The sequence below is a fragment of the Haematospirillum sp. H1815 genome (assembly GCF_012102705.1).
GTDB lineage: Bacteria > Pseudomonadota > Alphaproteobacteria > Rhodospirillales > Rhodospirillaceae > Haematospirillum.
In genome coordinates this window covers 184,372-210,164 of sequence record NZ_JAAVTA010000002.1, presented here as the reverse complement: position 1 = coordinate 210,164, position 25,793 = coordinate 184,372, and the positions used below count along the sequence as shown (strand labels likewise).

The window sequence follows — 25,793 nt, the reverse complement described above, 5'->3', positions numbered from 1 at the left end:
CCGTTCGGCAGACTTTTCCGCAAGGTAGCGCTGGCATGATGGTTTCGTCTGCCGGGGCCATGGCGGTGGCGCGGGGCTGGATGTTTGATGGCCCGGCCGGTCCTTGCGGTGTGCCGTTGTCGGTTCCGCTGCTGATTCTGGCGCACGGGGCCGGTGCTCCCATGGACAGCCCTTTCATGAATACTGTGGCCCGGCTGGTGTCGGAAGCAGGGGTGGCCGTGCTGCGGTTCGAGTTTCCCTATATGGCAGCACGCCGTGCGGGGCATGGGGGGCGGCGCCCGCCGGACCGGGAGCCGGTTCTGTTGCAGACTTGGGCCGAGACCGTGGCGCAGGCGCGGGCCTTGTTTCGTCCGCCCTGTCTGGCAATCGGGGGCAAATCGATGGGCGGGCGCATGGCGGTTATGATCGCAGCCGAGGTCGGGGCTGACGGTGTGGTGGCCCTGGGCTATCCCTTTCATCCGGCCCGGAAGCCGGGACGGGTGGAAAAGCGATGTGCGCCGCTGGAAAACCTTTCAGTCCCGGGGTTGATTGTTCAGGGCACACGGGATCCTCTGGGGGGCAGGGTGTTGGTTGATACGCTGCGGTTGCCATCAAGCCTGGACATTCTCTGGATGTGTGACGGTGATCATGATCTTCGCCCCAGGGTATCGTCTGGTTACCGGGCAGAAGAACACCTGTGCCGGGCTGCCGGGGCTGTGGCAGGTTTTGTTGCCATGCTGCCGGAGAATGGTAACTATTTACCGTAGAACAGGATGTTCACATGTTTACGTGCCTGTTGCTCCTGTGGAAAATGAATGTATAAATAGGATGCTGGCGGGGCCGGTATGGTCCAGCCCCGAAGAGGGAGGCAGTCATGACCGGGCCCCAGAGTATTCCGGCCAATGCGCCCGCTGTTCCGCCCGGGCGGAATGGTGGTGGCAGTACGGTTATCAAGCGCAGTGTCCGTATTGCCGGACACCCTACATCGGTATCGCTGGAAGATGTGTTCTGGGATGCGTTGCGTTCCATTGCTACAACCCGCGGCCTGAGTATCAATGCCATGGTTTCGGAAATTGATTCTGCGCGCAGTCATACTGCGGGCGGCAATTTGTCCAGTGCGGTCAGGGTGTATATCCTTGAATGGTTCCGGTGCCGGGCTGTTGTATCCCCTCCTTCTCCGGATACACCTGCATCCTGATGGTCCTGTCTTGTTGGCCGGGGTGCGTGTTTTTCTTGCCTGTGGCCCGCCGGGGCGGCACTGTTCCCTGATCTGCATGACCCCGTTGGTGTATAATGGCCCGTATTGATTTTTATCACCTGCAACGATCCCGTCTGGAAGAGGTTCTGCCACGCCTGCTGACCCGTGTCCTGCAAACCGGGGAACGGGCCCTGGTGGTGGCCGGATCAGAGGAGCGGGTGGAAGATCTGGTGCAGGCTTTGTGGAATGACCGCGACGGATGGCTGCCGCATGGATCCCGCCGGGACGGATATGCCGAAGAGCAGCCGGTGTGGCTGACCGAGGATCCGCAGGACAATGCCAACGGGGCCGGTTACCTGTTTCTGTGCGATGGCAGTGACAGTACCTTGGTCGAGGGCATGGAGCGGGTGTTCGACCTGTTCAACGGGCTGGACGAGGCTTCGGTTGCCCAGGCACGGGAACGCTGGCGCCAGCGACGGGAAGAGGGGCACGCGCTGCGGTACTGGCAGCAATCCGCCGACGGGCGCTGGGTGGAAAAGGCCAGCGCCAACGCCGGGGTGTGAACAACCGCTGAAAGGGTAAGGTGCCTTGGTGCGCTAGGCCTGTTCGCGGGCGCTGGCCTTTTCCAGTTCCTCCACGGCCTTCAGCCATCGCTCTTCGGCCACCTGAATGTCGCGGCCAACAGCCCCCAGTTCCATGCGCAGGGCGGCGACCTTGTCATCCGGTCCGCTGTACAGGGCCGGGTCAGCCAGCTTTGCTTCCAGATCATCCCGGCGGGCATTCAGGCGCGTGACCTGTTGTTCGCACCGTTCCACACGCTGGCGCAAGGGGGCCAGGCGGGCGCGGATCTGCGCGGCCAGGCGCCGGTCCTCGCGGCGGTTGGTCGCCGAGCCGGTCCGGGTCTTGTCCGCGTCGTCATTCCCGGTCTTGCCGGTGCTGCCCCGGCGGTCATCGCGCGCGCGGTCCAGCAACCACTGCCGGTAATCTGCCATGTCGCCGTCAAAGGGCTGGACCTGGCCATCGGCCACCAGCCACAGCCGGTCGGCACAGGCCTCGACCAGGTGGGTGTCGTGGGCGATCAGTACCACGGCCCCGCCAAAGGCGTTGAGTGCCGACATCAGGGAATCGCGGGTATCAATGTCCAGGTGGTTGGTGGGTTCGTCCAGCACGATCAGGTGCGGCTGTTCCCGGCACATCAGCGCGATCAGCAGGCGGGCCTTCTCGCCGCCGGAAAGCTTGGCCACCCGTGTTGTGGCATGGTCAACGCCAAACCCGAACCGGCCAAGAAAGGCGCGGACCCGGCTTTCCGGCGGGGCAGAGCCGCCTTTGGGGGTCATGGCGCGGGTCATGTGGCCAAGCGGGGTATCCTCGGGATTCAGTTCATCGGTCTGGTGCTGGGCGAAATAGCCGATGCGCAGTTTTGAAGACCGCTGCACGGTGCCCGACATGGGATCCAGCCGTCCGGTCAGCAGTTTGGCCAGGGTGGATTTTCCGTTCCCGTTGGCGCCCAGCAGCGCAATACGATCGTCCATGTCCAGGCGCAGGGAGATGTCGCGCAGAACGGTCTTTCCGCCATAACCGACGCTGGCGTCATTGATGGCGATCATGGGCGGGGGCAGGGGTTCCGGATCGGGGAAGTCCAGCACAATGGTGCGTTCTTCGACCACGCTGACCGGAAGATCCATTTTTTCCAGCATTTTCATGCGGCTCTGGGCCTGGCGGGCCTTGCTGGCCTTGGCGCGGAAGCGGGCGATGAAGCCTTCCATCTTCTTGCGCTGTTCCAGAAGTTTGGCGTTCCCCTTGACTTGCAGGTCCAGTTTCTCGCGCCGTGTCTTTTCAAACGTGTCGTAGTTGCCGCCGTAGCTGGTCAGGATCCGGTTTTCCAGGTGAAGGATCCGGTTTGGCACCTGGTTCAGCAGGTCGCGGTCATGTGAGATAACCACCAGGGTGCCGGGCCACTGGGCCAGATAGCTCTGCAGCCACAGCGTGGCTTCCAGATCCAGGTGGTTGGTCGGCTCGTCCAGCAGCAGCAGGTCGGGGCGGGAGAACAGGACGGCAGCCAGGGCCACGCGCATGCGCCAGCCGCCGGAATAGTCCTGCACCGGGCGTTCATGGTCGGTGGCGGGAAAGCCAAGCCCGGACAAAATGCGTGCAGCCCGCGCCGGGGCGCTGTGGGCATCGATGGCATTCAGGCGTTCGTGGATATCGGCCAGCTCCCCGGGCGGGGGATCCTGTTCCAGGCGTTGCAGCAGGGCCGAACGCTCGGTATCGGCGGCCAGCACGGTATCGATCAGCAATCCGGTGCTTTCCGAGGCTTCCTGACGCAGATAGCCGATCCTGGCCCGGGAGCGGGTGCGGATTTCACCCCCGTCGGGGGCAAGGTCGCCGGTGATCAGCTTGATCAGGGTGGATTTGCCGGTGCCGTTGCGGCCAACCAGGCCAACCCGGGCTCCGGCAGGGATGTGGGCCGAGGCGCCGTCCAGAAGGACGCGGCCGCCAAGGCGAAACAGGACGGAATTCAGGTGCAGCATGGGCGTTCGTCTAGCATACATCCGGAGTGGATGCAAAATGGTCCTTGTGTGCCGGTGCAAAACAGTTGGTTGTCAGGGCAGGGCTTTGCAGGTATAACCCCGGCGAAAGTTTTGTGCCTGCCTTCCGGATCCCGGGGCGGGCGCTGTTTGTCTTCCTTATGCCTGTCGGGCGGGGATGTCCCCCTTTCCGAAAGGGCCCCGTGCCTTTCAAGGAACATGCTGATCATGACTGTTGAACGTACCCTGTCCATTATCAAGCCCGATGCTACCCGTCGCAACCTGACCGGCAAGATCAATGCCCGGTTCGAGGATTCCGGTCTGCGTATTGTTGCCCAGAAGCGTCTGCGTCTGACCCGTGACCAGGCCGAAGGTTTTTATGCCGTGCACCGCGAGCGGTCCTTCTTCCCGGATCTGGTGTCCTTCATGATGTCCGGCCCGGTGGTGGTTCAGGTTCTGGAAGGTGAAAACGCCGTCCTGAAAAACCGCGAGATCATGGGCGCCACCAACCCGGCCAATGCTGACCCCGGCACCATTCGGGCTGATTTTGCCGAGTCGATCGAGGCCAACTCGGTCCACGGTTCCGACAGCCCGGAAAATGCCGCCGCCGAGATTGCATTCTTCTTCTCCCAGTCGGAGATTGTTGGCTGATCCTGCGTACGGATTGATGACGCTGAAAAGGCAGGTTCCATCGGGGGGCCTGCCTTTTTTACATGTCACCGCTGTGGGTCAGGCAAGCGTGAGCGGTTGCACCCGTGTCCCGTGTTGGATAGGGTGCAGCCTGCGCGGTGTTCCGACCGTGCTGTTGTCACTGCCCCCGTTCCGGGGTGCTTTATCCACAGAGGCCCACCATGTCCATTCTTGCCAGCCGCCTGTCTGCCATCAAACCTTCCCCGACCATTGCCGTGACCCAGAAAGCCGCAGACCTGAAAGCGGCCGGGCGTGATGTGATTGGTCTTGGCGCCGGAGAGCCGGACTTTGACACCCCGGATCACGTCAAGGCGGCAGCAAAGGCGGCCATGGACCGTGGCGAGACCAAGTACACTCCGGTTGCCGGCACGCTGGTCCTGCGTAAGGCGATTGTGGAAAAGTTCCACCGCGAGAATGGGCTGACCTATACGCCGGAGCAGATCACGGTGGGATGTGGTGGCAAGCAGGTCATCTACAACGCCATCATGGCGACCGTGGATGCCGGTGACGAAGTGATTATTCCGGCCCCGTACTGGGTATCCTATCCGGATATTACCCTTCTGGCCGGTGGAACTCCGGTGTTTGTCGAGTGTGGTGAGGCTGATGGTTTCAAGCTGACACCTGCGGCACTTGAAAAGGCCATTACCCCGAAAACCAAATGGCTGATCCTCAACAGCCCCAGCAACCCGACCGGGGCGGCTTATTCCGCTGATGACCTGCGCGCCCTGGCCGATGTTCTGCTGAAGCATCCGCATGTGTGGGTGATGACCGACGACATGTACGAGCATCTGGTCTACGACGGTTTCCGCTTTGCCACCATTGCCCAGGTTGAACCAAAGCTGATCGACCGTACGCTGACCATGAACGGTGTGTCCAAGTCCTTTGCCATGACCGGCTGGCGGGTTGGCTATGCCGGCGGGCCTTTGTCGCTGATCAAGGCGATCAACATGGTGCAGTCCCAGAGCAGCACGCACACCAGCTCCATTTCCCAGGCTGCCGCCGCTGCGGCGCTGTCGCAGCCGATGGATTTCTTCCCGGCCTGGCGCGAGGCTTTCCGTGCCCGTCGGGATCTGGTGGTCCGGATGTTGAACGCGGCAAAGGGGCTGACCTGCCTGACTCCGGAAGGGGCGTTTTATGTGTATCCGTCCTGTGCCGGGGTGATGGGCAAGAAGGCTCCGTCCGGGCGTACCATTTCCAGCGACAGTGATTTCGTGACTGAACTGCTGGAAGCCGAGGGCGTGGCCGCTGTGCAGGGTGAGGCGTTTGGCCTGTCCCCGTATTTCCGTATTTCCTACGCCACGTCGGAACAGGCGCTGACCGAAGCCTGCACCCGGATCCAGCGTTTCTGCGCCAGCCTGTCCTGAACAAGGCAATCTGTCGGCCGGCACCGCGATCCGGGGTGCCTGGCTGACGGCTGTCAGGAGCGGGGTACCTTGGGGATCCAGACGGTCTGGTAGTCGACCATGGGTTCCCGGCGGCCCCGCAGCCATGGGTTCAGGGCAAGAATGACATCGGGGTTTGTGCCTTCGCGCCGGGCGAAGCTTTCCACCGTGTCGCCGTGGCGGGCCATGCCGCGCAGGACCGGAAAGTCTGCCATGCCCCTGACCTCGGTCGGGGCATAGGTGGCGTCAAGCCGCTGGTTCAGGTTGGCATTATATTCCGCCAGTTCATGGACCCGGGCTACCAGTTCCGCAACCTGCTGTTCCAGTTCCATAACGCGTGCGCCGGCTTCAATGTTGCGGGCGATCATGGCGTCCTGTGCTGCTTTTTGTTCGCGCAACGCATCCCGCAGGAACAGGGCGCTTGCCGTTGATCCCAGGACAAGACAGGTCACAAGGGCGATCCACACGGTTTTCAGCATGCGTGATGGTCGCGGAGTCATGACACGTCTGTATCCTGGGTCTGTTCCTGCGTACCGTGCGCTCAATGACACAGCAGCAGGGGAATAGTGGCATGATCCAGGACATGGCGTGTGACGCCGCCCAGGATCAATTGGCGTAGTCGGGAGTGGGTAAAGGCGCCCATGACCAGAAGGTCGGCCTGTTCCTGGCTTGCCGCTTCCAGCAGGGCACCGCCGACGGCATTTCCGGTTAACCCGGTGGGTTTGATCTGGCGGGTCTTGATGGCAAGCCCATGCCAGCTAAGCCAGTGTTCCAGGTCCCGTGTTGCAGCATCGGCATGGCCTTCATCGGCAACCAGCACGGTGATGGTTTCGGCCTTCAGCAGGAAAGGCAACGAGGCATGGATGGCCCGCACCGCTTCCGGGCTGTTATTCCAGGCAATGGCGACAGATTTTCCCAGTTGGCGCACCGGGGTACGCGGGGCAACCAGCAAGGGGCGCACGCTGTCCATCAGTACGGCGTTCAGGGTTGCCTCCAGCCACGGGTCTTCCTCTCCGGTCGGGCGCCCGGCAATGACCAGATCGCACAAACGTCCCAGGCGTGTTGCGATGCTGTCTTCGGAGCCTGTTTCCTCGCGGAAGGAGATCGAGACCGACGGCGGTCCCGGTGGTTCTTCGACAATGGGAAGGCTGTAGCGGGTTACAAGGCTGTCAAACAGGGCATGCACCCGGTTGGACTGCTCGCGGCCGCGGGTTTCACACAGGCGGATCATTTCATCGACCATGGCGCCCGACATGGCTTCACCCACCAAGGGCACGGCCTGTGCCGGATCAGGGCGCACGTGGAGAACCTGGACGTGGGCGGCAAAATCCCTTGCAACAAGCAGTGCTGTTTCAAGCGTTGAAATGCCGCCCTCGGTATCTGGAATAACCGCTTGCAGGATGCGTAAACTGGACATCTGTACAGGCTCCCTTCGTAGCGGGAGAGGTGTGCGTGTGGCTGCCTCCTCCCCTATGGCATGCGGGGGAGTATGAACCAGTTCCCGGCTCCAGAAAAGCCCAAAGGATTGAAGGAGCTAAAGGCTATCAGGCGTTACAGCATTTTTTGAATTTCTTGCCTGATCCACAGGGACATGGATCATTCCGTCCTGCCTTGGGGGTTTTCAGGCGTACCGTTCGTGGTCCGGTGTTGCCGTCAACGTACATCCAGCGTCCGTCAATTTTCTCGAACCGGCTGGATTCATGGTGGGCATAGTCCTTGTCACCCACCTTGAAGCGGGCCACGAATTCAACAAAGCCGGTTGTGTCCCCCGGTTCTGTCCCGCCCTCGGAAGACAGGATGGAAAGGCCAAGCCACTCGCTTTCCATCGCCCAGGCCTGCACATGGTCCCGGTTGAAATCCACGCGGCTTTCCGGGGACAGGGTTTGTTCAATATAATCAACGTTATGCGCAACAAAGGCCGCATAGCGTGACCGCATCAGGGCTTCTGGTGTCGGCGGCAACGTGGTCCCGGCATGGAAAGGACCGCAGCATGTGCCGTATGTGGCCGTGGACCCGCAGGGGCATTCAGCCTGATCGGTGATTGGCGCATTCATGATCATCATGCCTTCTTGCGCAGTTGGGTGGATTCTGCTGTGCTAGCCCGTACGGCATCCAGTGCGATGGCATCAGTCACTTCCTTGCTGCCGGAACTGTTGATGCGTGTCCAGCGCACCTCACCCACATTCCATGCCAGCTGTTTGTGCAGAACTTCAACGGTGGCATCAGACGGGGTCCGCTTGCGGTTTTCAATGCGGGTTGCGGCGATTTCAGGATCTGCTTCCAGCCACAGGCCGATAAATGGAACCCCAAGCTCGTGGGCCAACTCTTCAATCCGTTCCCGTTCTTCCTGCTTGGCAAAAACGGCGTCGGCAAGAACGGGCAGGCCATCGGCGATAACGCGGCGGCAGTCATCGTACAGGGTGTCGTAGGTCTTGCGGGACATTTCCCCGGTATAGGCAGACGGCGGCAGGTGTTCATAGGGGTCGTGGTCAAGGATGCGCTTGCGGATCACGTCGGTCCGCAACACGATCCCGCCAAAGGCGCCGCCCAGGTGCGGGGCAAGGTGACGGGCGCAACGGGATTTTCCGGAACCGGACAATCCACCGACGGCGATAATCATCGGCGTGGGGCGTTGCAGGGCTGTCAGGGCTTCCCGGTGATAGATGCGGGCCTGTTCCTGCATGGCAACAGGGTTGCTTTGATGAGGGGCCATGGAGGCCGATATAAAGCTGCGGATCTGCGCCCGGATGGCGATGAACAGGGGAAGGGCGGCCAGACCATCCAGGTCATTGCGCCATTCCAGATAGGCGTTCAGCAGGATGGAGGCTTCCGGTTTGTACCCGCAGTGCAGCAGGTCCATCATCAGGAAGGCAAGGTCGTACAGGACATCGATGGTCGAAAACAGCTCGTTGAATTCGATGCAGTCAAACAGCATCGGCTTGTTCTCGGACAGGCAGATGTTCCCCAGGTGCAGGTCGCCATGGCAACGACGGACCTGACCGGAATGGCTGCGCGCATCAAGCAGGGGGGACAGCTGGCGAACCTCTGCCATCAGCTGCCCGAACAGGTCGCTGACGGAATCCGGGTCCAGAACGGGCGTCCCGGTTCCGCTCTCACAGTGAGGCGTGGTCGCCTTGTGGTTCCGGTCCAGGATTGACATAACCCCCTTGGAGCCGAATCGGCCCGGGAAAATTTCGGCATTGCTGTGGAACCGGGAAATGGCTTCGGCCATATCCAGCAGCATGTTGTAGGACAGCCCCCCCTCGCGCCGGGCAACGGCAGACAGCAGCATGTCCTGGGGGAATCGCCGCATTTCAATGACCCATTCCACGGGTTCCCCGATCCCTCCCAGCATCAGCTCCCCGTTGCCGTTGCGGGTGACGGGAACGACATCCAGGTACAGGTCCGGCGCGGTGCGGCGGTTCAGGGATACCTCGGCCTGGCAGGCATCATGACGCATGGCGCAGGTCGCAAAGTCCAGGAAAGGCAGGGTCACGGCCTTTTTGACCTTCCAGGCCCGGTCGCCGGACAGGAACACCGTTGATATGTGGGTGTCTATTCTTTCAACCGCCTGTCCATTGTGTGTGGCGGGATCGGCGAGAAATGCAAGAACGACATCCTGCGGTGACGGTATGGTCATCGTGAAGCAATCCGGGGCTGGTCCAGGAAAAGTGTTGCGGACACTAACCGAAACGAACGTGAACGTGAACAAGAAAGCGCATTGTTTTTACAATTATGGTGAAGAATGGGGGAGAGCCTTGACGTAAAGGGCTGTTTTCCTGATAGTTGGGCCTCTGTGTGCCTGGATCCGGGCCCCTCTGGCGGTTGAGGCGTCACCGTGATGTCGGATCCCCGTTTCAGTTTGCGCGAACGCGGCGCGCTTGTGTATCCGGAGCGTGTCCATGGATTTGACCGTTTTGGCCTGGGGTGGCTTTGCCGTCTTTGTGCTTGGGCTTCTGGCGCTTGATCTCGGGGTGTTGAACCGCCGGGACGAGGTTGTGTCCCTGCGCCAGTCCCTTTTGATGTGCTTGTTTTATTTTGTGCTGGCGATGAGCTTCGGGGCGGGGGTCTGGTATTTTCGGGGATCGACCTCCGGGATGGAGTTCCTGACCGGGTATCTGATCGAGCTGAGCCTTTCCATCGACAATATCTTTGTGATTGCGCTGGTGTTTACGGCTTTTGCTGTTCCGCCCCGTTACCAGCACCGGGTTTTGTTCTGGGGGATTATTGGTGCGCTGGTGATGCGCGCGGGCATGATTCTGGCCGGAACAGCGCTGGTCCGGGAATTCCACTGGATTCTGTACCTGTTTGGCGCGTTCCTGGTGTTCACCGGGATCAAGATGGTGGTAGCCGCAGATGCCGAGCCGGCGCCGGAGAAAATATGGCTGGTGCGTCTGGCCCGGCGTTTTTTCCGGGTGACCCAGGATTTTCATGGTCACAACTTCTTTGTCACCATTGATGGCGTCCGCCATGCGACACCCTTGTTCCTGGCTTTGCTGGCGGTCGAGGCGGTGGATGTGGTCTTTGCCGTAGACAGCATTCCGGCGATTTTTGCCATTACCACAGATCCCTTTATTGTCTTTACCTCCAACGTCTTTGCCATTCTGGGGTTGCGGTCCCTGTATTTTGCCCTGGCCGGGTTGTTGCCCCGGTTCCGGTATCTCAAATATGGCCTGGCGCTGTTGCTGGTCGTGGTCGGTGTGAAGATGCTGATGGTCGATTTCTACAAGATGCCAACCTGGGTCGCCTTGTCCCTGATTGTCGGCATTATCGGGGGATCGGTCCTGCTTTCTATCTGGAAAACCCGGAATGAAGGTACCCAAGCTGGGCCGGAGCCACTGGACAGTCGTGATCCATGATGTGAGGGGTGTGCAGAAAGGCGGGGACAGGTTCCCTGCCTTTTTGATTCCGGTGCGGGGGTGTGCGGGCTGGTTTAGTCCAGGAACTTGGACTGGCGGATTTTTTCGGCCTCCCCCGAAGCTTCCAGGGCATCAAGGGCAGCCTGAAGCTTGGAGACGAGGGCATCGTCCAGTGTGCGGTTGCAGGCCAGTGCCAAGGTATTTTCGCGGATCTCCAGAACCTGTTCGATCTCCAGGCCGCCATCCTTAGCCAGCTTCATGCCGGAAATCTGGGTTGTTGCCCAGGCATCAATTTTACCGGATTCCAGCTTCTTGACATTGAAATGGTCTGCTGTTGCTTCTTCAACCGAGAAGCCCCTGCCTTTCAGGTGTACGGCAATAGCATCGCCGATATAGCCGCCAATGATCTTGCCTTTCAGGTCATCAAGGGTCTTGGCTTGCAGCGGGCTGCCTTTTTTCCTGTAGACCACCCACCGGTTTGTTTCGATCGGGCTGACCCACTTGAACAGGGGCTTGCGGTCTTTTGTGATCTGGGTCGGGAAGACGCAATTTTCGGGTTTGACAAGGGCCGTGTTGTACGAACGGTTCCATGGGCCATTGACAATCTGGTAGCTGATGCCCGCCTGTTTCATGATCAGGCGCACAATCTCGACAGCTGTACCAGAGGACTTGTGTTCTTTGGTATAGCTGAACGGATACCATTCTTCGGTATTGAGGGTCAGGATCGGTGTTGCCGACGAGGCCTGCTCTGGCAGCATCGCGCACGCAAGCACGGCAAGCACAGGGCGTATGCGCATAAGGTGCTCCTTGCCTCTCTCACCTATGCCTGAAGGCAGGATCCCCGCTGTACACCGGGGAAATCAGTGTTCCCACGGTATACAGCAGGGGTAAGGATCAGAACTTGGACTGACGGATCTTTTCGGCTTCCCCGGATGAATTGAGGGTATCCAGCGCAGCCTGAAGCTTGGCGATCGTGGCATCGTCGATTTCCTTGTTACAGGCAAGACCCATAACATTCTCGCGGATGTCGATCACTTTTTCGATTTCCACGCCGGCGTCCTTGGCCAGCTTGATCCCCGAAATATCGGTTGTGGCCCATGCGTCGATACGCCCGGCCTGCAGCTTTTTCGGGTTGGCATCATCGCCGGGGGCTTCGTCAACAGTGAAGCCCTGGCTCTTCATGTAGTTGGCCACGGCGTCCCCGACATAGCCGCCGATCTTCTTGCCTTTCAGATCATTCATGGATGCAGCCGTCAGGGCGTTGCCCTTGGCCTTGTAAACCACCCACTTCACGGTTTCCACGGGCGTGACCCACTTGAACAGGGGCTTGCGCTCGTCCGTGACGGTGGTCGAATAAACGCAGTTGTCTTTCTGCGTCAGGGCTGTGTTATAGGCCCGGTTCCATGGCCCGAGAGCAATGGTATAGGGGACCTGGGCAGCCTGTGCGGCCCGTTCCACAATCTGGGTGGACGTGCCGGCAACCTTGCCATCCTTGGCATAGTTGTAGGGGAACCATTCTTCAGTATTGAAGGTCAAGGTCTGGGCTGCAGCCACACCCGGTGCCAGGAGCAGGGCAAGAGCAGGCAAAAAGCGTTTGAACATCAGGACACTCCCCGTTTTTGATGGGCTTAATCACAGAAATTCTACTCGCCACGCGCCGGATGATTAAACTACTAATTTTTATCCAAGGTCAATATCTTATCTGTAATATGCATTCATATGTATTTAGTTTTTGTATCGTTTTTCTACTTTTTATCGCTCCTTATTTTTTCAAGTTCACCATTTTTATTCATTTCATCCAGTGAATCCTGAAGTTTTTTTATAGTAACGTCATCAATTGACTTGTTGCAGGCCAACCCCATGGCGCGTTCGCTGACAACAAGAAGGGGTTCAACCTCCACGCCGGCTTCCCTGGACAACTTGGGGCCAAGAAAGTCTGATGTGGCCCAGGCATCGATCCGCTTGGTGCGCAGGCGCATGGGGTTCAGGCTGTCTGTTGTGGTTTCATCGACCCGGAAGCCGCGCAGCTTCAGATAGGATGCCGAGGCATCGCCGCTGTACCCGCCAATAGTGTGATCCTTGAGATCATCAAGGGTTTTGGCGGTCAGCGGGCTGTCCTTCAGCTTGTAGATGACCATCCGCATGGTGTCTATGGGCAGGACCCATTTGAAAAGATCTTTCCGTTCTTCGCTGAAGATCGCTGAAAAGACACAATTGTTGTTCTGGCTCAGGGCATTGCTGAAAGACTGCTGCCAAGGACCAGTGACCAGGCGGTACGAAACACCGGCTTTTTCTGCCATCAAGGCGACGATACGCGTTGATGTTCCGGTAATCTTGCCATTTTCCAGATAATTGTACGGGTAATAGTCTTCTGTATTGAAGATCAGGGGTTCTGATCTGGCAGCATGGGTGGTCAGCGCCAGAACAAGGATGACAGGAACGCGAAAGCTGGCCATGACGTCTTGTCCTTGTGCTGTCGCCCGGGATCAGAGCCTGGATTTGCGGATGGCATCGGCTTCGCCGGATGCATTGAGCTCGTTCAGGACTTTTTGCATGGCCATAATGGCGCTGTCGTCGACCATTTTGTTGCATGCCAGCCCCAGTTCGTTGTCGCGGATCGGAAGCACCAGTTCGATCTCGACTTCGCTGTCCTGGGCCAGTTTCATGCCCGAGGCATCGTAGGTGGCCCACACATCAATGCGTCCGGCTTCCAGCTTGCGGGGATTGATGTGATCGCTGGCGGCTTCCTCCACCTTGAAGTCATGGTTTTTCAGATAGGTGGCAATGGCATCCCCCAGATAGCCGCCAAACACGCGGTTGCGCAGGTCTTCCAGGGATCTGGCTTCTATCGGGCTTCCCTTTTTCTTGTAGACAACCCAGCGGGCATTCTCGATGGGGGCGACCCATTTGAACAGGGACCGGCGTTCCTCGGTGATATTGGTGGAATACACACAATGATTGGGAAGCGTCAGCGCGTTGTTATAGGAGCGGTTCCACGGACCGAGCGTAATCGTATAGGGAATACCGGCCTTGCTGGCGATGCGTTTGACCAGCTCGGTTGCTGTGCCGACCACGCTGTCGCCCTTGGCGTAATTATAGGGAAACCATTCTTCGGTGTTGAAGATCAGTGTTTGCCCCTGGGCCATGGCTGTACCGGGTTTTACCGCCGGTCCGATGACAAGGGTGGCCAGAAGGGCAATGGCAGAAAATGACTTCATGGTGGTATCCCCTGTGAACCGGTCGGATTGTTTCAGAATTTGGACTGGCGTATTTTGTCGGCCTCGCCGGAGGCGTTGATGGCATCCAGCGCAGCTTGTAGCTTGGCAATAACGGCATCATCGGTGGCCAGGTTGCAGGCCAGCCCCAGATCATTCTCGCTGAAGACCAGGGCTGGTTCTATCTCCACTCCGGCTTCACGGGCCTGACGAACCGATGTATCGGCTGTTGCCCACAAATCGATGCGCCCACTTTTCAGTTTGCTGGCATTGACATAATCAGCCGGCGCTTCTTCCACGGTCAGGCCGCGCGCTTCCAGATACTCGACCTCGACCGATCCCTTGTAGCTGCCGATCTTCATATTTTTCACGTCGGACAAGGATGTGGCTGTGAGGCTGTTTCCGCGCAGCTTGAACAAGACCAGGCGGGTTCTTTCTATGGGGGCGACCCATTTGAACAGGGGTTTGCGTTCGTCGGTGATGACGGTGGAGAACACGCAGTTTCCCGGGTGGTTCAGGGCGGTGTTATAGGACCGGTTCCATGGCCCCAGAACGGTTTCATAATCAATGTCTGCGTTCCTGGCGATCAGGCGGACAATGTCGGTGGATGTGCCTGCAACCCGCCCGTTTTCCATATAGTTGTAGGGTGCCCATTCTTCTGTGTTGAACACAAGCGGCTGTGCACCGGCTGGTGCACACGCAAGCACCAGACTGAGGAAAAGGACAGGGCCACGGCATTCCGGCATTGTAACAGTTCCCCTTGTTACAGGTCCAAAATCACGGGACAGGCGTTTGGTATCGGGACCGGCGTATCTCTTCAGCCTCTCCGGATGCGTTAAGCTGGTCAAGAGCCTCCTGCAACCGCTCGATGATATGGTCATCAATCTGTTTGTTACACGCCAGCCCGATGACATTTTCAGCAAAGACCAGCGCTTCCTCGACCTCTATACCGGCCTCACGGGCAACCTGTTCGTCGCCTTCGCCGCCGGCCCACAGGTCTATACGCCCTGTCTTCAGTTTGTTCATGTTGACGTAATCGCTGTTGGCTTCCTCGACCTCGATGTTGGCATCGCGCAGGTAAGCGATCCAGATGTCATTGCTGTACGATCCGACCTTCTTGCCGCGCAGGTCTTCCAGGGACAGGGCCTTGAAGGGATCGCCCTTGCGCTTGTAGATCACGGATTTGCTGATTTCGATCGGCATGACCCATTTGAAAAGAGGTTCCCGGGCTTCGGTAAATTTTGTTGAGAACACGCAATGCCCATCTTGGGTCAGGGCATTGTTGTAACTCTTTTTCCAGGGGCCGACGATGATGTCATAGGCAACATCGGCATCCTTGGCGATCCGTCGTATAATATCGACGGATGTCCCGACAACTTTCCCGTCCTGGAAGTAGTTGAACGGAGGCGATTCTTCAGTATTGAACACAAGTCGCCCGGCCCCGGCCCCGGCCGGGACCGGGGCGAGAGCCATAAAACAGGCCACAAGGGCACCGGCATGGCTGCAAAAGGATCCGGGGCCGGGCATACTGTCTACTCTTGCATCTGGAACTTGCTTTGCCGGATCTTGTCAGCTTCGCCAGATGCAATCAGGTCATCCAGTGCTTTCTGCATTTTGGCGATCACGGCATCCTCGACCGACTTGTTGCAGGCCAGCCCCAGTGGATGCTCGTGGGCAACCATGACTTCCTCAACCTCCACGCCGGCTTCCTTGGCCAGCTTCAGGCCGGACGTATCGGTTGTGATCCAGGCATCGATGCGTCCGGTCACCAGTTTTTTCGGATTGACGTTGTCTGCCGGGGCTTCATCCACGGTAAACCCCTTGCTCTTCAGGAATTCAGCCGCGGCATCATCGGTATAGCTGCCGATTTTCTTGCCCTTGAGATCATCCAGGGACGATGCGGTCAGAGGTTTGCCCTTGAGCTTGTAGATGATCAGCCGGGTTGTATCGATGGGGTACACCCATTTGAACAGGGGCTTTCTTTCATCGGTGACAGCGGTGGTATAAACACACTTGCCGGGAAGGTTCAGGGCCTCGGTGTAGGACTTGTTCCACGGGCCGAGCACAATTTCGTACTCAACGTCGGCATTCTTGCCGATCAGCTTGATCAGTTCGGTCGATGATCCGACAACCTTTCCGTTTTTGGTGTAGTTGTAGGGAAACCAGTCCTCGGTATTGAAGGTCAGGGGGGCTGCTGTTGCGGTAAGGGGCAGAAGAGCCGCAAAAAAAACTGGAAGAAAGCGTTTCGTCATGGGGTGCACTCCGCATCCGTATGGGAAAGACAGGGGGGCAGGTCTGTACAGGGATGACGCAACAAAGGCCCGGAGCGCCGGAACAGGGCACCGCACGGGTCTACCCTGTCAGCTTCAGGGCAGGATGATGAATCATCAAGATATTTCTGTCCGGTGCCCTGAAGGGTATTCTGCCTGGTCATGACTTTCGGGGTCGATGGGGCGGTGGATTGTGGACGGGACTGCCGGAAAAAAGGCTGTATTTTTGTGCCGGGACAGGCAATCTGGCGGCCTGTTTCTCTTCGCTTGGGTTTGATGATTGTGTCCAGATTGTCCGAAACGGTTCCTGTTGCATCCCCGCCTGTCCGCAAGGGGCTGATTCGTCGCCTGTATGACTGGACCCTGCGCGTGGCGGAGGGCCCCCGGGCCATCCCGATTCTGGGGTTGGTTTCCTTTGCCGAGGCGTCGTTTTTTCCGGTTCCCCCGGATCCCATCCTGATGGCGGTGGCCCTGTCCAGGCCGGATCGGGCCATACGGGCGGCCCTGTGGTGCACCCTTATGTCTGTTCTGGGGGGGCTGTTTGGCTATGCGATCGGGGCCGGTCTGTACGAGCTGGTCGGGCGCCCGATTATCGAGGCCTATCGCCTGCAGGATGCCTTTGCCGTGTTTCGTGACGGCTTTGCCGAATGGGGCGCCTGGATTATTGTGGCAAAGGGCTTGACGCCCATTCCCTTCAAGCTGGTCACGATTGCCGGCGGTGTGGCGCAGATGAACCTGCCGGCTTTTGTTCTGGCCTGCGCCCTGACCCGTGGGGCCCGTTTCCTGTTTGTGGCCTGGCTGTTCCGCATGTACGGTACCCGGGCCAGAACGGTGATCGACACCCACTTCTACCCGCTGTTCTGGGGTGGGATGTTTGTTCTGGCCCTGGGGGTCGGGGCTGTTTTCCTGTTCTAGGGCAGGCGGTTCAGAGAGGCGTTGCCACCTGTTCCCGGTACGTGATGGTTGCCCCATGGTGCGGGCAGTCTGCGGCCACAAGATCCAGAACGGGTACGGCATGAACTTCTGGCGGGGGCAGGGTTTGCGGATCCTCCCCCGGGAACGCCTGTTCCCGCATCCGGGTGCGGGTGCCGCCCGGGTCATACAGGTTGACCCGTAGCGGGGTTTGCCTGACCTCTTCCGCCCAGGTTCTGACCAGAACCTCCAGTGCGGCCTTCGATGCGGCATAGGGACCCCAGTAGGCCCGTGGTGCCCGCGCGACCGAGCTGGTTACAAACACCGCCCGCCCGGCATCGGAAAGACGCAGCAGCGGATCCATATAACGGATCAGCTCCCAGTTGACGCGCAGATTGGTGTTCATCACATCGTCGAACGTCTTGGGCTTGATGTGCCCGACCGGCCCCAGCTGCCCCAGAAGCCCGGCATTGCCGACCAGAATGTCCAGCCGTCCGAACCTTTGGTACAGGGCGGCGGCTATCTGGTCGATCCGGTCGGTTTTGCGCAGATCTTCGGGTACCAGAACCAGGCGGGTTCCACACGCGGCATGGACTTCATCGTCCAGCTCTTCCAGAGCTCCCTGTGTGCGGGCAACGGCCACAACGGTGGCACCTTCGGTAGCCAGGTGGTGGGCAAGGGCACGCCCGATCCCGCGGGAGGCCCCGGTTACCAGGGCAATCCGCCCTTCCAGTCGTTTGCTCACGGCTGTTCAGATCCTTGTGCAGTCAGATGCTACGGCGGTGTTCGTTCAGGCGGGATACCACCCGCAGGGTATCCGGGGTGGCCAGATCGGTCAGCTTCGATGCATAGTCGCCGGTAAAGCAGGCGTCGCAGAAACCGGGGTTATGATTGTCCCGCCCGGGCTGGCCGGCGGCACGGTACAGACCATCGACCGAAATAAAGGCCAGGCTGTCCACCCCCAGGATGCGGGCCATGCCCGGAACATCAAAGCGCGCGGCCAGCAGTTTTTCCCGTTCCGGTGTATCAATCCCGAAATAGCACGGATGAGCCGTTGGAGGGGATGAGATCCGCAGGTGTACCTCGGCGGCGCCGGCCTGGCGGACCATGTCCACGATCTTGGTGGAGGTGGTGCCGCGCACGATGCTGTCATCAACCAGGACCACCCGCTTGCCTTCCAGATACAGGCGGTTGGCGTTGTGTTTGCGCCGTACGCCGATATCGCGGGTTTTCTGGGTTGGCTGGATAAAGGTTCGCCCGACGTAGTGGTTGCGGATGATCCCCAGTTCGAAGGGGATGCCGCTTTCCTGGGCATATCCCAGGGCGGCCGGAATGCCGGAATCGGGAACGGGCACCACGACATCGGCCACAACCGGGGCTTCCCGCGCCAGTTCCATGCCAATTTTCTTGCGCATGTCATAGACACTCAGCCCTTCGCAGACCGAATCCGGACGGGCAAAGTAGATATATTCGAAAATACAGAACCGCCGTCCGACCGTGGGGAAAGGCCGCATCGACCGCAGGCCGGTGCGGTTGATCACCACCATTTCCCCGGGTTCGATATCCCGCACGTATTCGGCGCTGATGATATCCAGGGCGCAGGTTTCAGAGGCAAACAGGGTGGCATCGCCATGGCTGCCCAGCACCAGGGGGCGGAAACCGTGTGGATCCCGCACCCCGATCAGGGTATCGGCGGTCATGACCACAAGGGAGAAGGCCCCTTCCACCTGGGACAGGGCATCGATCAGGCGGTCTTCCACCGAAGCCTTGCGTGACCGGGCCATCAGCTGGATGATCACCTCGGTATCGCTGGTGGACTGGAAGATACAGCCCTGCTGGACCAGCTGGTGGCGCAGGGTCAGCGCATTGGTCAGGTTGCCGTTGTGGGCAAGGGCAATGCCGCCGCAGGCCAGGTCGGCGTACAGGGGCTGGACATTGCGCAGGGCCGTATCGCCCGACGTGGAGTAACGCACGTGACCAATGGCCATGCTTCCCGGCAGACCCGGTACCCCGGCTTCGGGCCGGAAGACCCGGTGGACGTGCCCCAGTCCCTTGTGGGTGTGGAAGTTCTCTCCGTCGCAGGATACAACCCCCGCCGCTTCCTGGCCCCGGTGTTGCAGGGCGTGCAGGCCGAGAGCCGTGTGCGCGGCGGCGTCGGGGTCGGAAAAGATACCGAAAACACCGCACTCTTCCTGTGGCTTGTCATCATCCGGGCTATTCAGAGGAAACGGAAACGCAGGAAATTTGACCATCAGGGCCTCTCGTCGGGGGGCTGCCGGGATGCTTCGTCCTGGAACAACTGGTCCAGGCTGCTGTTGGCTGCGCTGTCATACCCCGGCTGCAGCGCGGGGGCAAGGGATGGGTCCGGTGATCCGGGTGTTGCGCCCGGGGTCGGGCGGGACAGTTTGTCGTACAGGGCCTTGGCCTCTATAGCCCGGCGTACGTCTTCCTGCGTCTGGCGTGTCAGGCCACGGGCCCGGGCTTCCTCTGTTTTCAGATGGTCGGGGATCAGGGATCGCAGGGCTTCGGTACCGGCCTCGACCAGTGGCAGGGTCCGGGCGCCGGAGATCCACTGTGGCCGTCCTTCTACTGTTGGATAAACCCATGACAGGACCATAAAGGCGAAGGCCATGACGACAACACCCCGGGCCAGGCCGAACAGAAAGCCAAGCGAGCGGTCAAGAGAGTTCAGGCGGCTGCCCTGAACCTGGCCGGACAGGGCCTTGGTCAGAAGCGACAAGGTGACAAGGGCCACCAGAAACAGGCCAACGGCGGCGGCCCCGTCGGCGGCCCAGGGCAGGGGAATGGCATCGCGGGCAAAGGGACGCGCCAGCGGAAACCCGTACATGGCGGCAAATCCGGCCCCGACCCAGGCGGCAATGGCCAGCACCTCGTGCACAAAGCCCCGGAAAAAGGCCAGGGCGGCGGAAACCAGCACCACGGCCAGGACAACAAGATCCAGAAAGGTCAAGGGCACAGAGTCCATCATGGTAATCCCCGGGCAGTGCCGGACAGATATCCGGCTGTTTTGTAGTCTCAGGCTTCCGCGTCACAGTCCTGCTTGCGCAGGGCCTTTGCAGGGAACAGGGCAACCAGGTCCTGCAAGTGCCCTATTTCCCGTACGGCCATGCCATCCACAGGGCCGGTTCCCCCGCGTGCGCCGGGTTTCTGGCGCCGGCGCGGAGACAGCGCCTCGGCAAAGCCAAGCTTGGCGGCTTCCTTCAGGCGGGCTTCCCCCTGGGTTACCGCCCGGATTTCCCCGGACAGGCCGACTTCACCGAAAACGGCAAGGTCTGCCGGAACCGGTGTGCCACAGGCTGCCGACACCAGGGCGGCTGCAACGGCCAGGTCTGCGGCGGGTTCACCGATCCGCAACCCCCCGGCAACATTCAGATATACGTCATTTGATCCCAGGGCAAGACCGCAACGTGCCTCCAGTACCGCCATGATCATGGACAGGCGGCTGCTGTCCCACCCGACCACGGCCCGGCGGGGTGATCCCCCCCCGGACGAGGAGACCAGGGCCTGTATTTCCACCAGCACCGGGCGGGTGCCCTCTATGCCGGCAAACACGCAGCTGCCCGAGATATTTCCACGCCGTTCGGCCAGGAACAGCGCCGAGGGGTTGAGAACTTCCCCCAGGCCGGTGTCGGTCATCTCGAACACGCCGATTTCGTCTGTGGCGCCAAAGCGATTCTTCACGGCCCGCAAAATGCGGAAATGATGCCCGCGTTCGCCTTCGAAATACAGGACGGTATCAACCATGTGTTCCATCACCCGTGGTCCGGCCAAGGCTCCTTCTTTGGTAACGTGTCCGACCAGGAACAGGGCAAAGCCGCGCCGTTTGGCCAGGCGGATCAATTCGTGCGAGCAGGCACGGACCTGGGCCACGCTGCCCGGGGCTGAATCCAGGGTGTCCAGGTACATGGTCTGGATGGAGTCAATCACCACCACCTGCGGGCGATCATTCTCTTCCAGCGTGGCAACAATGTCCCCGACATTGGTGGCCGATGCCAGCCCGACGGTGGCCCGCGACAGACCCAGACGGGCGGCGCGCAGACGGACCTGATCAACGGCTTCCTCGCCGGAGATATAGGCAACCTTCAGCCCGGTTCCAGCCAGTGCCGCCGCAGCTTGCAGCAAAAGGGTTGACTTGCCGATACCGGGATCGCCCCCGACCAGAAGGGCTGACCCGGGGACCAGGCCACCCCCGCAAACCCGGTCCAGTTCGGCAATACCGGTAGGCATGCGCGGGGGGATCTTGCTTTGTCCTTCCAGGCCGACCAGGTCGATCCGGCGCCCCGGCTTTGCGCCGGCTATGGCCTTTGGTCCCGTGCCGGGGCGGTTTTCCTCCACCAGGGTATTCCATTCCCCGCACCCGTCACAACGGCCGGCCCAGCGGGGGAATACACTGCCGCAGCTTTGGCAGGAAAACTGGCTGGCGGCCCGGGCCACGGGATCAGGCCCTGACCGTCATCTGGATCGGCCCTTCGGCGCGACCGTGCACAAACTGGTCCACAAAGGGATTCCCGGATTCAAACACCTGGGCGGCGGTGCCGGTCCAGATCATCCGCCCCTGGTACAACATGGCAATGCGGTCGGCGATTTTGCGTGCCGAGGTCATGTCGTGGGTGATGGTGACAGCGGTTGCCCCCAGTTCCCGCACGCACTTGATGATCAGGTCGTTGATCACATCAGCCATGATCGGGTCCAGCCCGGTTGTGGGTTCATCGAAGAAGATGATTTCCGGTTCCCCGGCAATGGCGCGGGCCAGTCCGACACGCTTTTGCATGCCGCCGGACAGCTCTGACGGATGAAGATCGGCCACATCCTCCCCCAGGCCGACCTGGGCCAGTTTTTCCAGCGCCCGGTCCCGTGCCCGTGCCCTGTCCATCTGTCCGCCCTGGATCAGTCCAAAAGCCACATTTTCCCAGACCGGCAGGGAATCAAACAGGGCCGCCCCCTGGAACAGCATGCCGAATTTGCGGGCCATGCGGTCGCGGGCGCGTGAGCCAAGGCGTGTCATTTCCGCCCCGTCAACACGGATGGACCCCCTGTCCGGTTTCATCAGGCCAAGGATGCACTTCAGCAGGACAGACTTCCCCGTTCCCGATCCCCCGATGACAACCACGTTCTCGCCACGCATGACATCCAGCGTGACGCCGTTGAGAACCGTCTTGCTTCCAAAAGATTTGCTGACATCGGTCAGGCTGATCTTGGGCGGGTTGTCTGCCATGGGTGTGGTCATTGGGTGAAGAACAACTCCGTAATCATGTAATTGAAGATCAGGATCAGGATCGAGGCTGAAACCACGGCGTTGCGGGTGGCCTGTCCCACCCCCTGTGCCCCGCGGTCGGAGTGGTATCCGTTGTAGCAGCCGGTCAGGGAAATGAGGAATCCGAATACGCCGGCCTTGACCAGCCCGGATATGACATCCATGGCCTGCATGTATTCCCAGGTCCGCTGGATATAGATGGCCGGGTTGAAGCCAAGCTTCCACGTCCCGATCATATAACCGCCGAACACCCCGATAATATCACCGACCAGAACCAGCAGCGGCAGCATCAGGGTGGCAGCCAAGACGCGGGGTACAACCAGATAACGGAACGGGTTCGTGGACAGGGTGGACAGGGCGTCAATCTGTTCGGTGACGCGCATTGTTCCCAGTTCGGCCGCCATCGAGGCACCGACGCGACCGGCCACCATCAGCCCGGCCAGAACCGGCCCCAGCTCCCGTGTCATGGAAATCACGACAACGGTGGCCACGGCGCTTTCAGCCGAAAAGCGGGCAAACCCGGTATAGCTTTGCAGGGCCAGCACCATACCGGAAAACAGGGTTGTCAGGCCGACCACGGGCAGGGAATAGTACCCGATCTCCACCATCTGGCGCACCAGGGACCGCATGTAAAGCGGCGGGGTAAGGCAATGGAACAGCACAACCCCGGTAAAGACCGACAGCCGTCCGGCCCGCTCCACAAAGCCCAGGAACACGCGCCCGACCAGGGCCATGAAATCAAGGGCAGCATCCACATGGGGGGACGTGTTCATCAGGTCAGCTTCCGGTCCAGGTGCGTGTGTAGCGACCGGACAGTCCGGTCAGGATTTCATAGCCCAGCGTGCCGGCTTCGGCGGCCAGGCTGTCGATGCCGTGGTGTGCGTCCAGCACGGTCACATAATCCCCGGGGTGGACAGAGCCGGCGGGGAGGGCCGAAATATCAAACGTGATCAGGTCCATGGAAACCCGCCCCAGGATCGGGACCCTAGCCCCGTGTATTGTCCCGCTCCCCTGGTCTCCCAAGGTGCGCAGCAGCCCGTCGGCATAGCCGGCAGCCACGATCGCCAAGCGCATACCCGGGGTTACCGGGCGGGTTGCACCATAGCCAACCGTTCCTGCAGTGTCAATTTCCCGGACCTGGAGAACCCGAAGGTCAAGGCGTACCACCGGGTGCATCGGGTTGGATTGTCCGGGGACCGGGTTGCCCCCGTACAGGGCAATGCCCGGGCGCCCGAGGTCGAACAGGAAATCATCCCCACGGAACATGCCGGCCGAATTGGACAAGGACGCCACCGCACCCGGAAACCGTGCCCGTGCGGTGGCAAAGCGGTCCTGTTGCAGGGCATTGAGGGGGTGCCCCGGCTCGTCGGCGCAGGCCAGGTGTGACATGACAACAGCAGGGGTGCAGGAGTCAGGCAGGGCCATGAAAGCAGACAAGGGCATGCCAAGCCGGTTCATGCCGGTATCCACATGCAATGTAAATGGCCTGCCGGGGGCATGCGTTTGCCAGTCCGCCAGCTGTTCAGGCGTGTTCAGAACCGGGGTCAGGTGGTGAGCCGTCAGTTCGGTTCCGTCGTCCAGGGGGCCGGTCAGGACATGAATGGCCACATCTGGATCGGGCAGAACCCGGCGCAGGGCGATCCCTTCTCCGGGCATGGCGACAAAGAACACCCGGCATCCCCTGCGGGCAAGGGCAGGGGCAATCTGTGTTGCACCCAGCCCGTAACAGTCCGCCTTGACCACGGCCCCGCAGTCACGCCCGTTTCCCATGCGCCGGCGCATGGTGTCCCAGTTCCGGACCACGGCAGAGACATCGATGGTCAGCAGGCCACCGGTGCGGATCCGCTCCTGTTCAATGACGGTCATGGGGCAGGTGGTCCGGGGCAATGTAATTACCGAATTTTGTATAGTTGCCGTCGAAGTACAGGTTCACGGTGCCGATGGGGCCGTGACGCTGCTTGGCAACAATGACTTCGGCCACGTTGTGGGCTTTTTCGCATCGCTCCATCCATACCCGGTGGCGTTCCTGGAAACGGTCTTCGTTTTCATCACCCTTCCGGGCCGGTTCGGCACGGGACAGGTAATATTCCTCGCGGTAGACGAACATCACCACGTCGGCATCTTGCTCGATAGAGCCTGATTCACGCAGGTCCGACAGTTGTGGCCGTTTGTCGTCTCGCTGTTCCACCGCACGGGAAAGCTGGGACAGGGCAATGACCGGCACGTTCAGCTCCTTGGCCAATGCCTTCAGGCCGCGGGTGATGGCTGAAACCTCGTTGACCCGGTTCTCACTGCGGACCCCGGGTGTTCCGGACAGAAGTTGCAGATAGTCAATCACCACCAGGCCCAGGCCATGCTGGCGGGCCAGTCGCCGACAGCGCGTGCGCACGGCCGAGACCGACAGCGCCGGTGTGTCATCAATGTAAAGGGGCAGGGTGTGCAGTTCCTGGCTGATCTGCACCATGCGCTTGAAATCTTCCTTCGACAGTTCCCCGGTGCGGATCTTGTGGGAACTGATCTCCGCTTCCTGTGCCAGAAGACGGGTGGCCAGCTGTTCGGCAGACATTTCCAGCGAAAAGAAGGCTACCTTGGCCCCGTCAACAACCTCGCGGTTGCCGGAGGCATCCACGCGCTCCTTGTACAGGCGGGCGGCGTTGAATGCGATGTTGGTGGCCAGGGCGGTTTTCCCCATCGACGGACGCCCGGCCAGGATCAGAAGGTCGGACGGGTGCAGCCCGCCCAGCTTCTTGTCCAGATCGGTCAGGGCCGTTGGAACACCGGACAGCTGCCCCTCACGGCGGTGGGCGGCCTCTGCCATGCTGACCGCCGTGTTGAGCGCCAGCCGGAATTCCTGGAATCCTCCCTCCTGATGGCCGGTGGTGGCCAGGTCATAGAGTTTCTGTTCCGCGCCTTCGATCTGGTTCATGGCGGTGCGTTCGAAATCCACCACAAACGCATCGTTGACCATGGTCTGGCCTAGATCGATCAATTCCCGACGCAGCGCCAGATCATGGATCAGGCGCCCGTAATCCGCCGCGTTGACAATGGTGACCACGGCATTGGCCAGCTGCGCCAGGTACTGTGGGCCGCCGGCGTCCTGCAGAAGGGGGTCCTGCTCCAGATACGCCTTCAGGGTCAGTGGGTTGGCAATGTGCCCCTGTTCGATCAGGCGTCCGCATGTTGCGTAGATGCGCGCATGCAGGACGTTGCTGAAATGGTCGGGTGTCAGGAATTCGCTGACCCGTTCATAGGCGCGGTTGGACTGGAAGATCGCGCCAAGCAGGGCCTGCTCGGCTTCGATATTGTGCGGTGGCACGCGAAGGACGGAATCCCGGTCCGGGGCGTCCGGTGCAGAGGTCGAGGCGGAATAACTGTTCATGGGGCGGAGAATACACCGGCTTTTCATCCGCGCCAAAGCTCTTCTTTGGCGAAAACAGAACCTGTCTGGCGGGATGTGCGCACAGGTTCCGTTCCTGTCCCGGATA

General features: G+C 60.3%; 27 protein-coding genes. 7 read left to right on the top strand and 20 right to left on the bottom strand.

The window, feature by feature from the left end:
- Positions 1–35: 35 nt before the first annotated feature.
- The 3 genes from HEQ60_RS03305 (at position 36) to HEQ60_RS03295 (ending at position 1,740) form a co-directional block, all read left to right on the top strand.
- Positions 36–746 (top strand): alpha/beta family hydrolase, encoded by a 711-nt coding sequence (locus HEQ60_RS03305; RefSeq protein WP_168069467.1) that lies wholly within the window; start codon positions 36–38, stop codon positions 744–746.
- A 107-nt stretch (positions 747–853) separates the two neighbouring features.
- The gene (locus tag HEQ60_RS10600; protein WP_168069465.1) at positions 854–1,177 is read left to right on the top strand and encodes a ribbon-helix-helix domain-containing protein; all 324 of its coding nucleotides are present in this window, start codon (positions 854–856) and stop codon (positions 1,175–1,177) included.
- 95 nt (positions 1,178–1,272) lie between these two features.
- Positions 1,273–1,740, top strand: coding sequence for a DNA polymerase III subunit chi (locus HEQ60_RS03295; protein WP_168069463.1), 468 nt, complete (start codon positions 1,273–1,275; stop codon positions 1,738–1,740).
- A 33-nt stretch (positions 1,741–1,773) separates the two neighbouring features.
- Here HEQ60_RS03295 and HEQ60_RS03290 read toward each other — a convergent pair whose 3' ends face one another.
- Positions 1,774–3,708 carry an ABC-F family ATP-binding cassette domain-containing protein gene (locus tag HEQ60_RS03290; RefSeq protein WP_168069461.1) on the bottom strand — a complete coding sequence of 645 codons (1,935 nt, stop codon included), beginning with the start codon at positions 3,706–3,708 and terminating at the stop codon, positions 1,774–1,776.
- Positions 3,709–3,933: 225 nt separating this feature from the next.
- On the opposite strand from HEQ60_RS03290, the gene ndk reads away from it, so the two are divergent.
- A complete protein-coding gene (gene ndk, locus HEQ60_RS03285; protein ID WP_066136653.1) occupies positions 3,934–4,356 on the top strand; it encodes a nucleoside-diphosphate kinase in 423 nt (140 codons plus the stop codon).
- A gap of 200 nt (positions 4,357–4,556) precedes the next feature.
- Positions 4,557–5,759 (top strand): pyridoxal phosphate-dependent aminotransferase, encoded by a 1,203-nt coding sequence (locus tag HEQ60_RS03280; protein ID WP_168069459.1) that lies wholly within the window; start codon positions 4,557–4,559, stop codon positions 5,757–5,759.
- Positions 5,760–5,812: 53 nt separating this feature from the next.
- Here the strand turns inward: HEQ60_RS03280 and HEQ60_RS03275 are convergent, their stop codons facing one another.
- The 4 genes from HEQ60_RS03275 to HEQ60_RS03260 all read right to left on the bottom strand — a co-directional run bounded on the left by HEQ60_RS03275 (position 5,813) and on the right by HEQ60_RS03260 (position 9,417).
- Positions 5,813–6,277 (bottom strand): hypothetical protein, encoded by a 465-nt coding sequence (locus tag HEQ60_RS03275; RefSeq protein WP_168069457.1) that lies wholly within the window; start codon positions 6,275–6,277, stop codon positions 5,813–5,815.
- Positions 6,278–6,318: 41 nt separating this feature from the next.
- Positions 6,319–7,194 (bottom strand): universal stress protein, encoded by an 876-nt coding sequence (locus HEQ60_RS03270; protein WP_168069455.1) that lies wholly within the window; start codon positions 7,192–7,194, stop codon positions 6,319–6,321.
- A 127-nt stretch (positions 7,195–7,321) separates the two neighbouring features.
- Positions 7,322–7,840, bottom strand: a complete 519-nt coding sequence (locus tag HEQ60_RS03265) for a YchJ family protein (protein ID WP_245183732.1) — start codon at positions 7,838–7,840, stop codon at positions 7,322–7,324.
- Complete coding sequence (locus HEQ60_RS03260) at positions 7,837–9,417, bottom strand: AAA family ATPase (protein ID WP_168069453.1); 1,581 nt, start codon at positions 9,415–9,417, stop codon at positions 7,837–7,839. The genes HEQ60_RS03265 and HEQ60_RS03260 overlap by 4 nt, the downstream gene beginning before the upstream one ends.
- Before the next feature lie 262 nt (positions 9,418–9,679).
- Here HEQ60_RS03260 and HEQ60_RS03255 point away from each other — a divergent pair, with 262 nt between their 5' ends.
- Positions 9,680–10,636: a TerC family protein gene (locus HEQ60_RS03255; protein ID WP_168069451.1), complete on the top strand. Its 957-nt coding sequence runs from the start codon at positions 9,680–9,682 to the stop codon at positions 10,634–10,636.
- Between the two features lie 74 nt (positions 10,637–10,710).
- Here HEQ60_RS03255 and HEQ60_RS03250 read toward each other — a convergent pair whose 3' ends face one another.
- The 7 genes from HEQ60_RS03250 to HEQ60_RS03220 all read right to left on the bottom strand — a co-directional run bounded on the left by HEQ60_RS03250 (position 10,711) and on the right by HEQ60_RS03220 (position 16,103).
- Positions 10,711–11,433, bottom strand: a complete 723-nt coding sequence (locus HEQ60_RS03250; protein WP_168069449.1) for a substrate-binding periplasmic protein — start codon at positions 11,431–11,433, stop codon at positions 10,711–10,713.
- A gap of 97 nt (positions 11,434–11,530) precedes the next feature.
- Positions 11,531–12,238: a substrate-binding periplasmic protein gene (locus tag HEQ60_RS03245; RefSeq protein WP_168069446.1), complete on the bottom strand. Its 708-nt coding sequence runs from the start codon at positions 12,236–12,238 to the stop codon at positions 11,531–11,533.
- A 143-nt stretch (positions 12,239–12,381) separates the two neighbouring features.
- On the bottom strand, positions 12,382–13,092 hold the full coding sequence (locus tag HEQ60_RS03240) for a substrate-binding periplasmic protein (RefSeq protein WP_168069445.1): 711 nt from the start codon (positions 13,090–13,092) through the stop codon (positions 12,382–12,384).
- A gap of 30 nt (positions 13,093–13,122) precedes the next feature.
- A complete protein-coding gene (locus HEQ60_RS03235; protein ID WP_168069444.1) occupies positions 13,123–13,854 on the bottom strand; it encodes a substrate-binding periplasmic protein in 732 nt (243 codons plus the stop codon).
- A gap of 32 nt (positions 13,855–13,886) precedes the next feature.
- Positions 13,887–14,597: a substrate-binding periplasmic protein gene (locus HEQ60_RS03230; protein ID WP_168069443.1), complete on the bottom strand. Its 711-nt coding sequence runs from the start codon at positions 14,595–14,597 to the stop codon at positions 13,887–13,889.
- Positions 14,598–14,628: 31 nt separating this feature from the next.
- The gene (locus tag HEQ60_RS03225) at positions 14,629–15,378 is read right to left on the bottom strand and encodes a substrate-binding periplasmic protein (protein WP_168069442.1); all 750 of its coding nucleotides are present in this window, start codon (positions 15,376–15,378) and stop codon (positions 14,629–14,631) included.
- A gap of 5 nt (positions 15,379–15,383) precedes the next feature.
- Positions 15,384–16,103 (bottom strand): substrate-binding periplasmic protein, encoded by a 720-nt coding sequence (locus HEQ60_RS03220; RefSeq protein ID WP_168069441.1) that lies wholly within the window; start codon positions 16,101–16,103, stop codon positions 15,384–15,386.
- A gap of 180 nt (positions 16,104–16,283) precedes the next feature.
- Here HEQ60_RS03220 and HEQ60_RS03215 point away from each other — a divergent pair, with 180 nt between their 5' ends.
- Positions 16,284–17,036: a YqaA family protein gene (locus HEQ60_RS03215; protein ID WP_245183731.1), complete on the top strand. Its 753-nt coding sequence runs from the start codon at positions 16,284–16,286 to the stop codon at positions 17,034–17,036.
- 10 nt (positions 17,037–17,046) lie between these two features.
- Here HEQ60_RS03215 and HEQ60_RS03210 read toward each other — a convergent pair whose 3' ends face one another.
- From HEQ60_RS03210 to HEQ60_RS03175, 8 genes are read right to left on the bottom strand one after another with little or no spacing between them, the layout of a single operon-like run.
- Positions 17,047–17,778: an SDR family NAD(P)-dependent oxidoreductase gene (locus HEQ60_RS03210; RefSeq protein WP_168069440.1), complete on the bottom strand. Its 732-nt coding sequence runs from the start codon at positions 17,776–17,778 to the stop codon at positions 17,047–17,049.
- Positions 17,779–17,800: 22 nt separating this feature from the next.
- Positions 17,801–19,285 carry an amidophosphoribosyltransferase gene (purF, locus tag HEQ60_RS03205; protein WP_168069432.1) on the bottom strand — a complete coding sequence of 495 codons (1,485 nt, stop codon included), beginning with the start codon at positions 19,283–19,285 and terminating at the stop codon, positions 17,801–17,803.
- A complete protein-coding gene (locus HEQ60_RS03200; protein ID WP_168069428.1) occupies positions 19,285–20,022 on the bottom strand; it encodes a CvpA family protein in 738 nt (245 codons plus the stop codon). Before HEQ60_RS03200 ends, purF begins: the two co-directional genes overlap by 1 nt.
- A gap of 47 nt (positions 20,023–20,069) precedes the next feature.
- Positions 20,070–21,488 carry a DNA repair protein RadA gene (gene radA / locus HEQ60_RS03195; protein WP_168069426.1) on the bottom strand — a complete coding sequence of 473 codons (1,419 nt, stop codon included), beginning with the start codon at positions 21,486–21,488 and terminating at the stop codon, positions 20,070–20,072.
- Positions 21,489–21,492: 4 nt separating this feature from the next.
- Positions 21,493–22,281 (bottom strand): ABC transporter ATP-binding protein, encoded by a 789-nt coding sequence (locus HEQ60_RS03190; protein WP_245183730.1) that lies wholly within the window; start codon positions 22,279–22,281, stop codon positions 21,493–21,495.
- Positions 22,278–23,081, bottom strand: a complete 804-nt coding sequence (locus HEQ60_RS03185; RefSeq protein ID WP_168069423.1) for an MlaE family ABC transporter permease — start codon at positions 23,079–23,081, stop codon at positions 22,278–22,280. Before HEQ60_RS03185 ends, HEQ60_RS03190 begins: the two co-directional genes overlap by 4 nt.
- A 4-nt stretch (positions 23,082–23,085) precedes the next feature.
- A complete protein-coding gene (alr, locus tag HEQ60_RS03180; protein ID WP_168069420.1) occupies positions 23,086–24,174 on the bottom strand; it encodes an alanine racemase in 1,089 nt (362 codons plus the stop codon).
- Positions 24,161–25,687: a replicative DNA helicase gene (locus HEQ60_RS03175; RefSeq protein WP_168069417.1), complete on the bottom strand. Its 1,527-nt coding sequence runs from the start codon at positions 25,685–25,687 to the stop codon at positions 24,161–24,163. The genes alr and HEQ60_RS03175 overlap by 14 nt, the downstream gene beginning before the upstream one ends.
- Positions 25,688–25,793 lie beyond the last annotated feature (106 nt).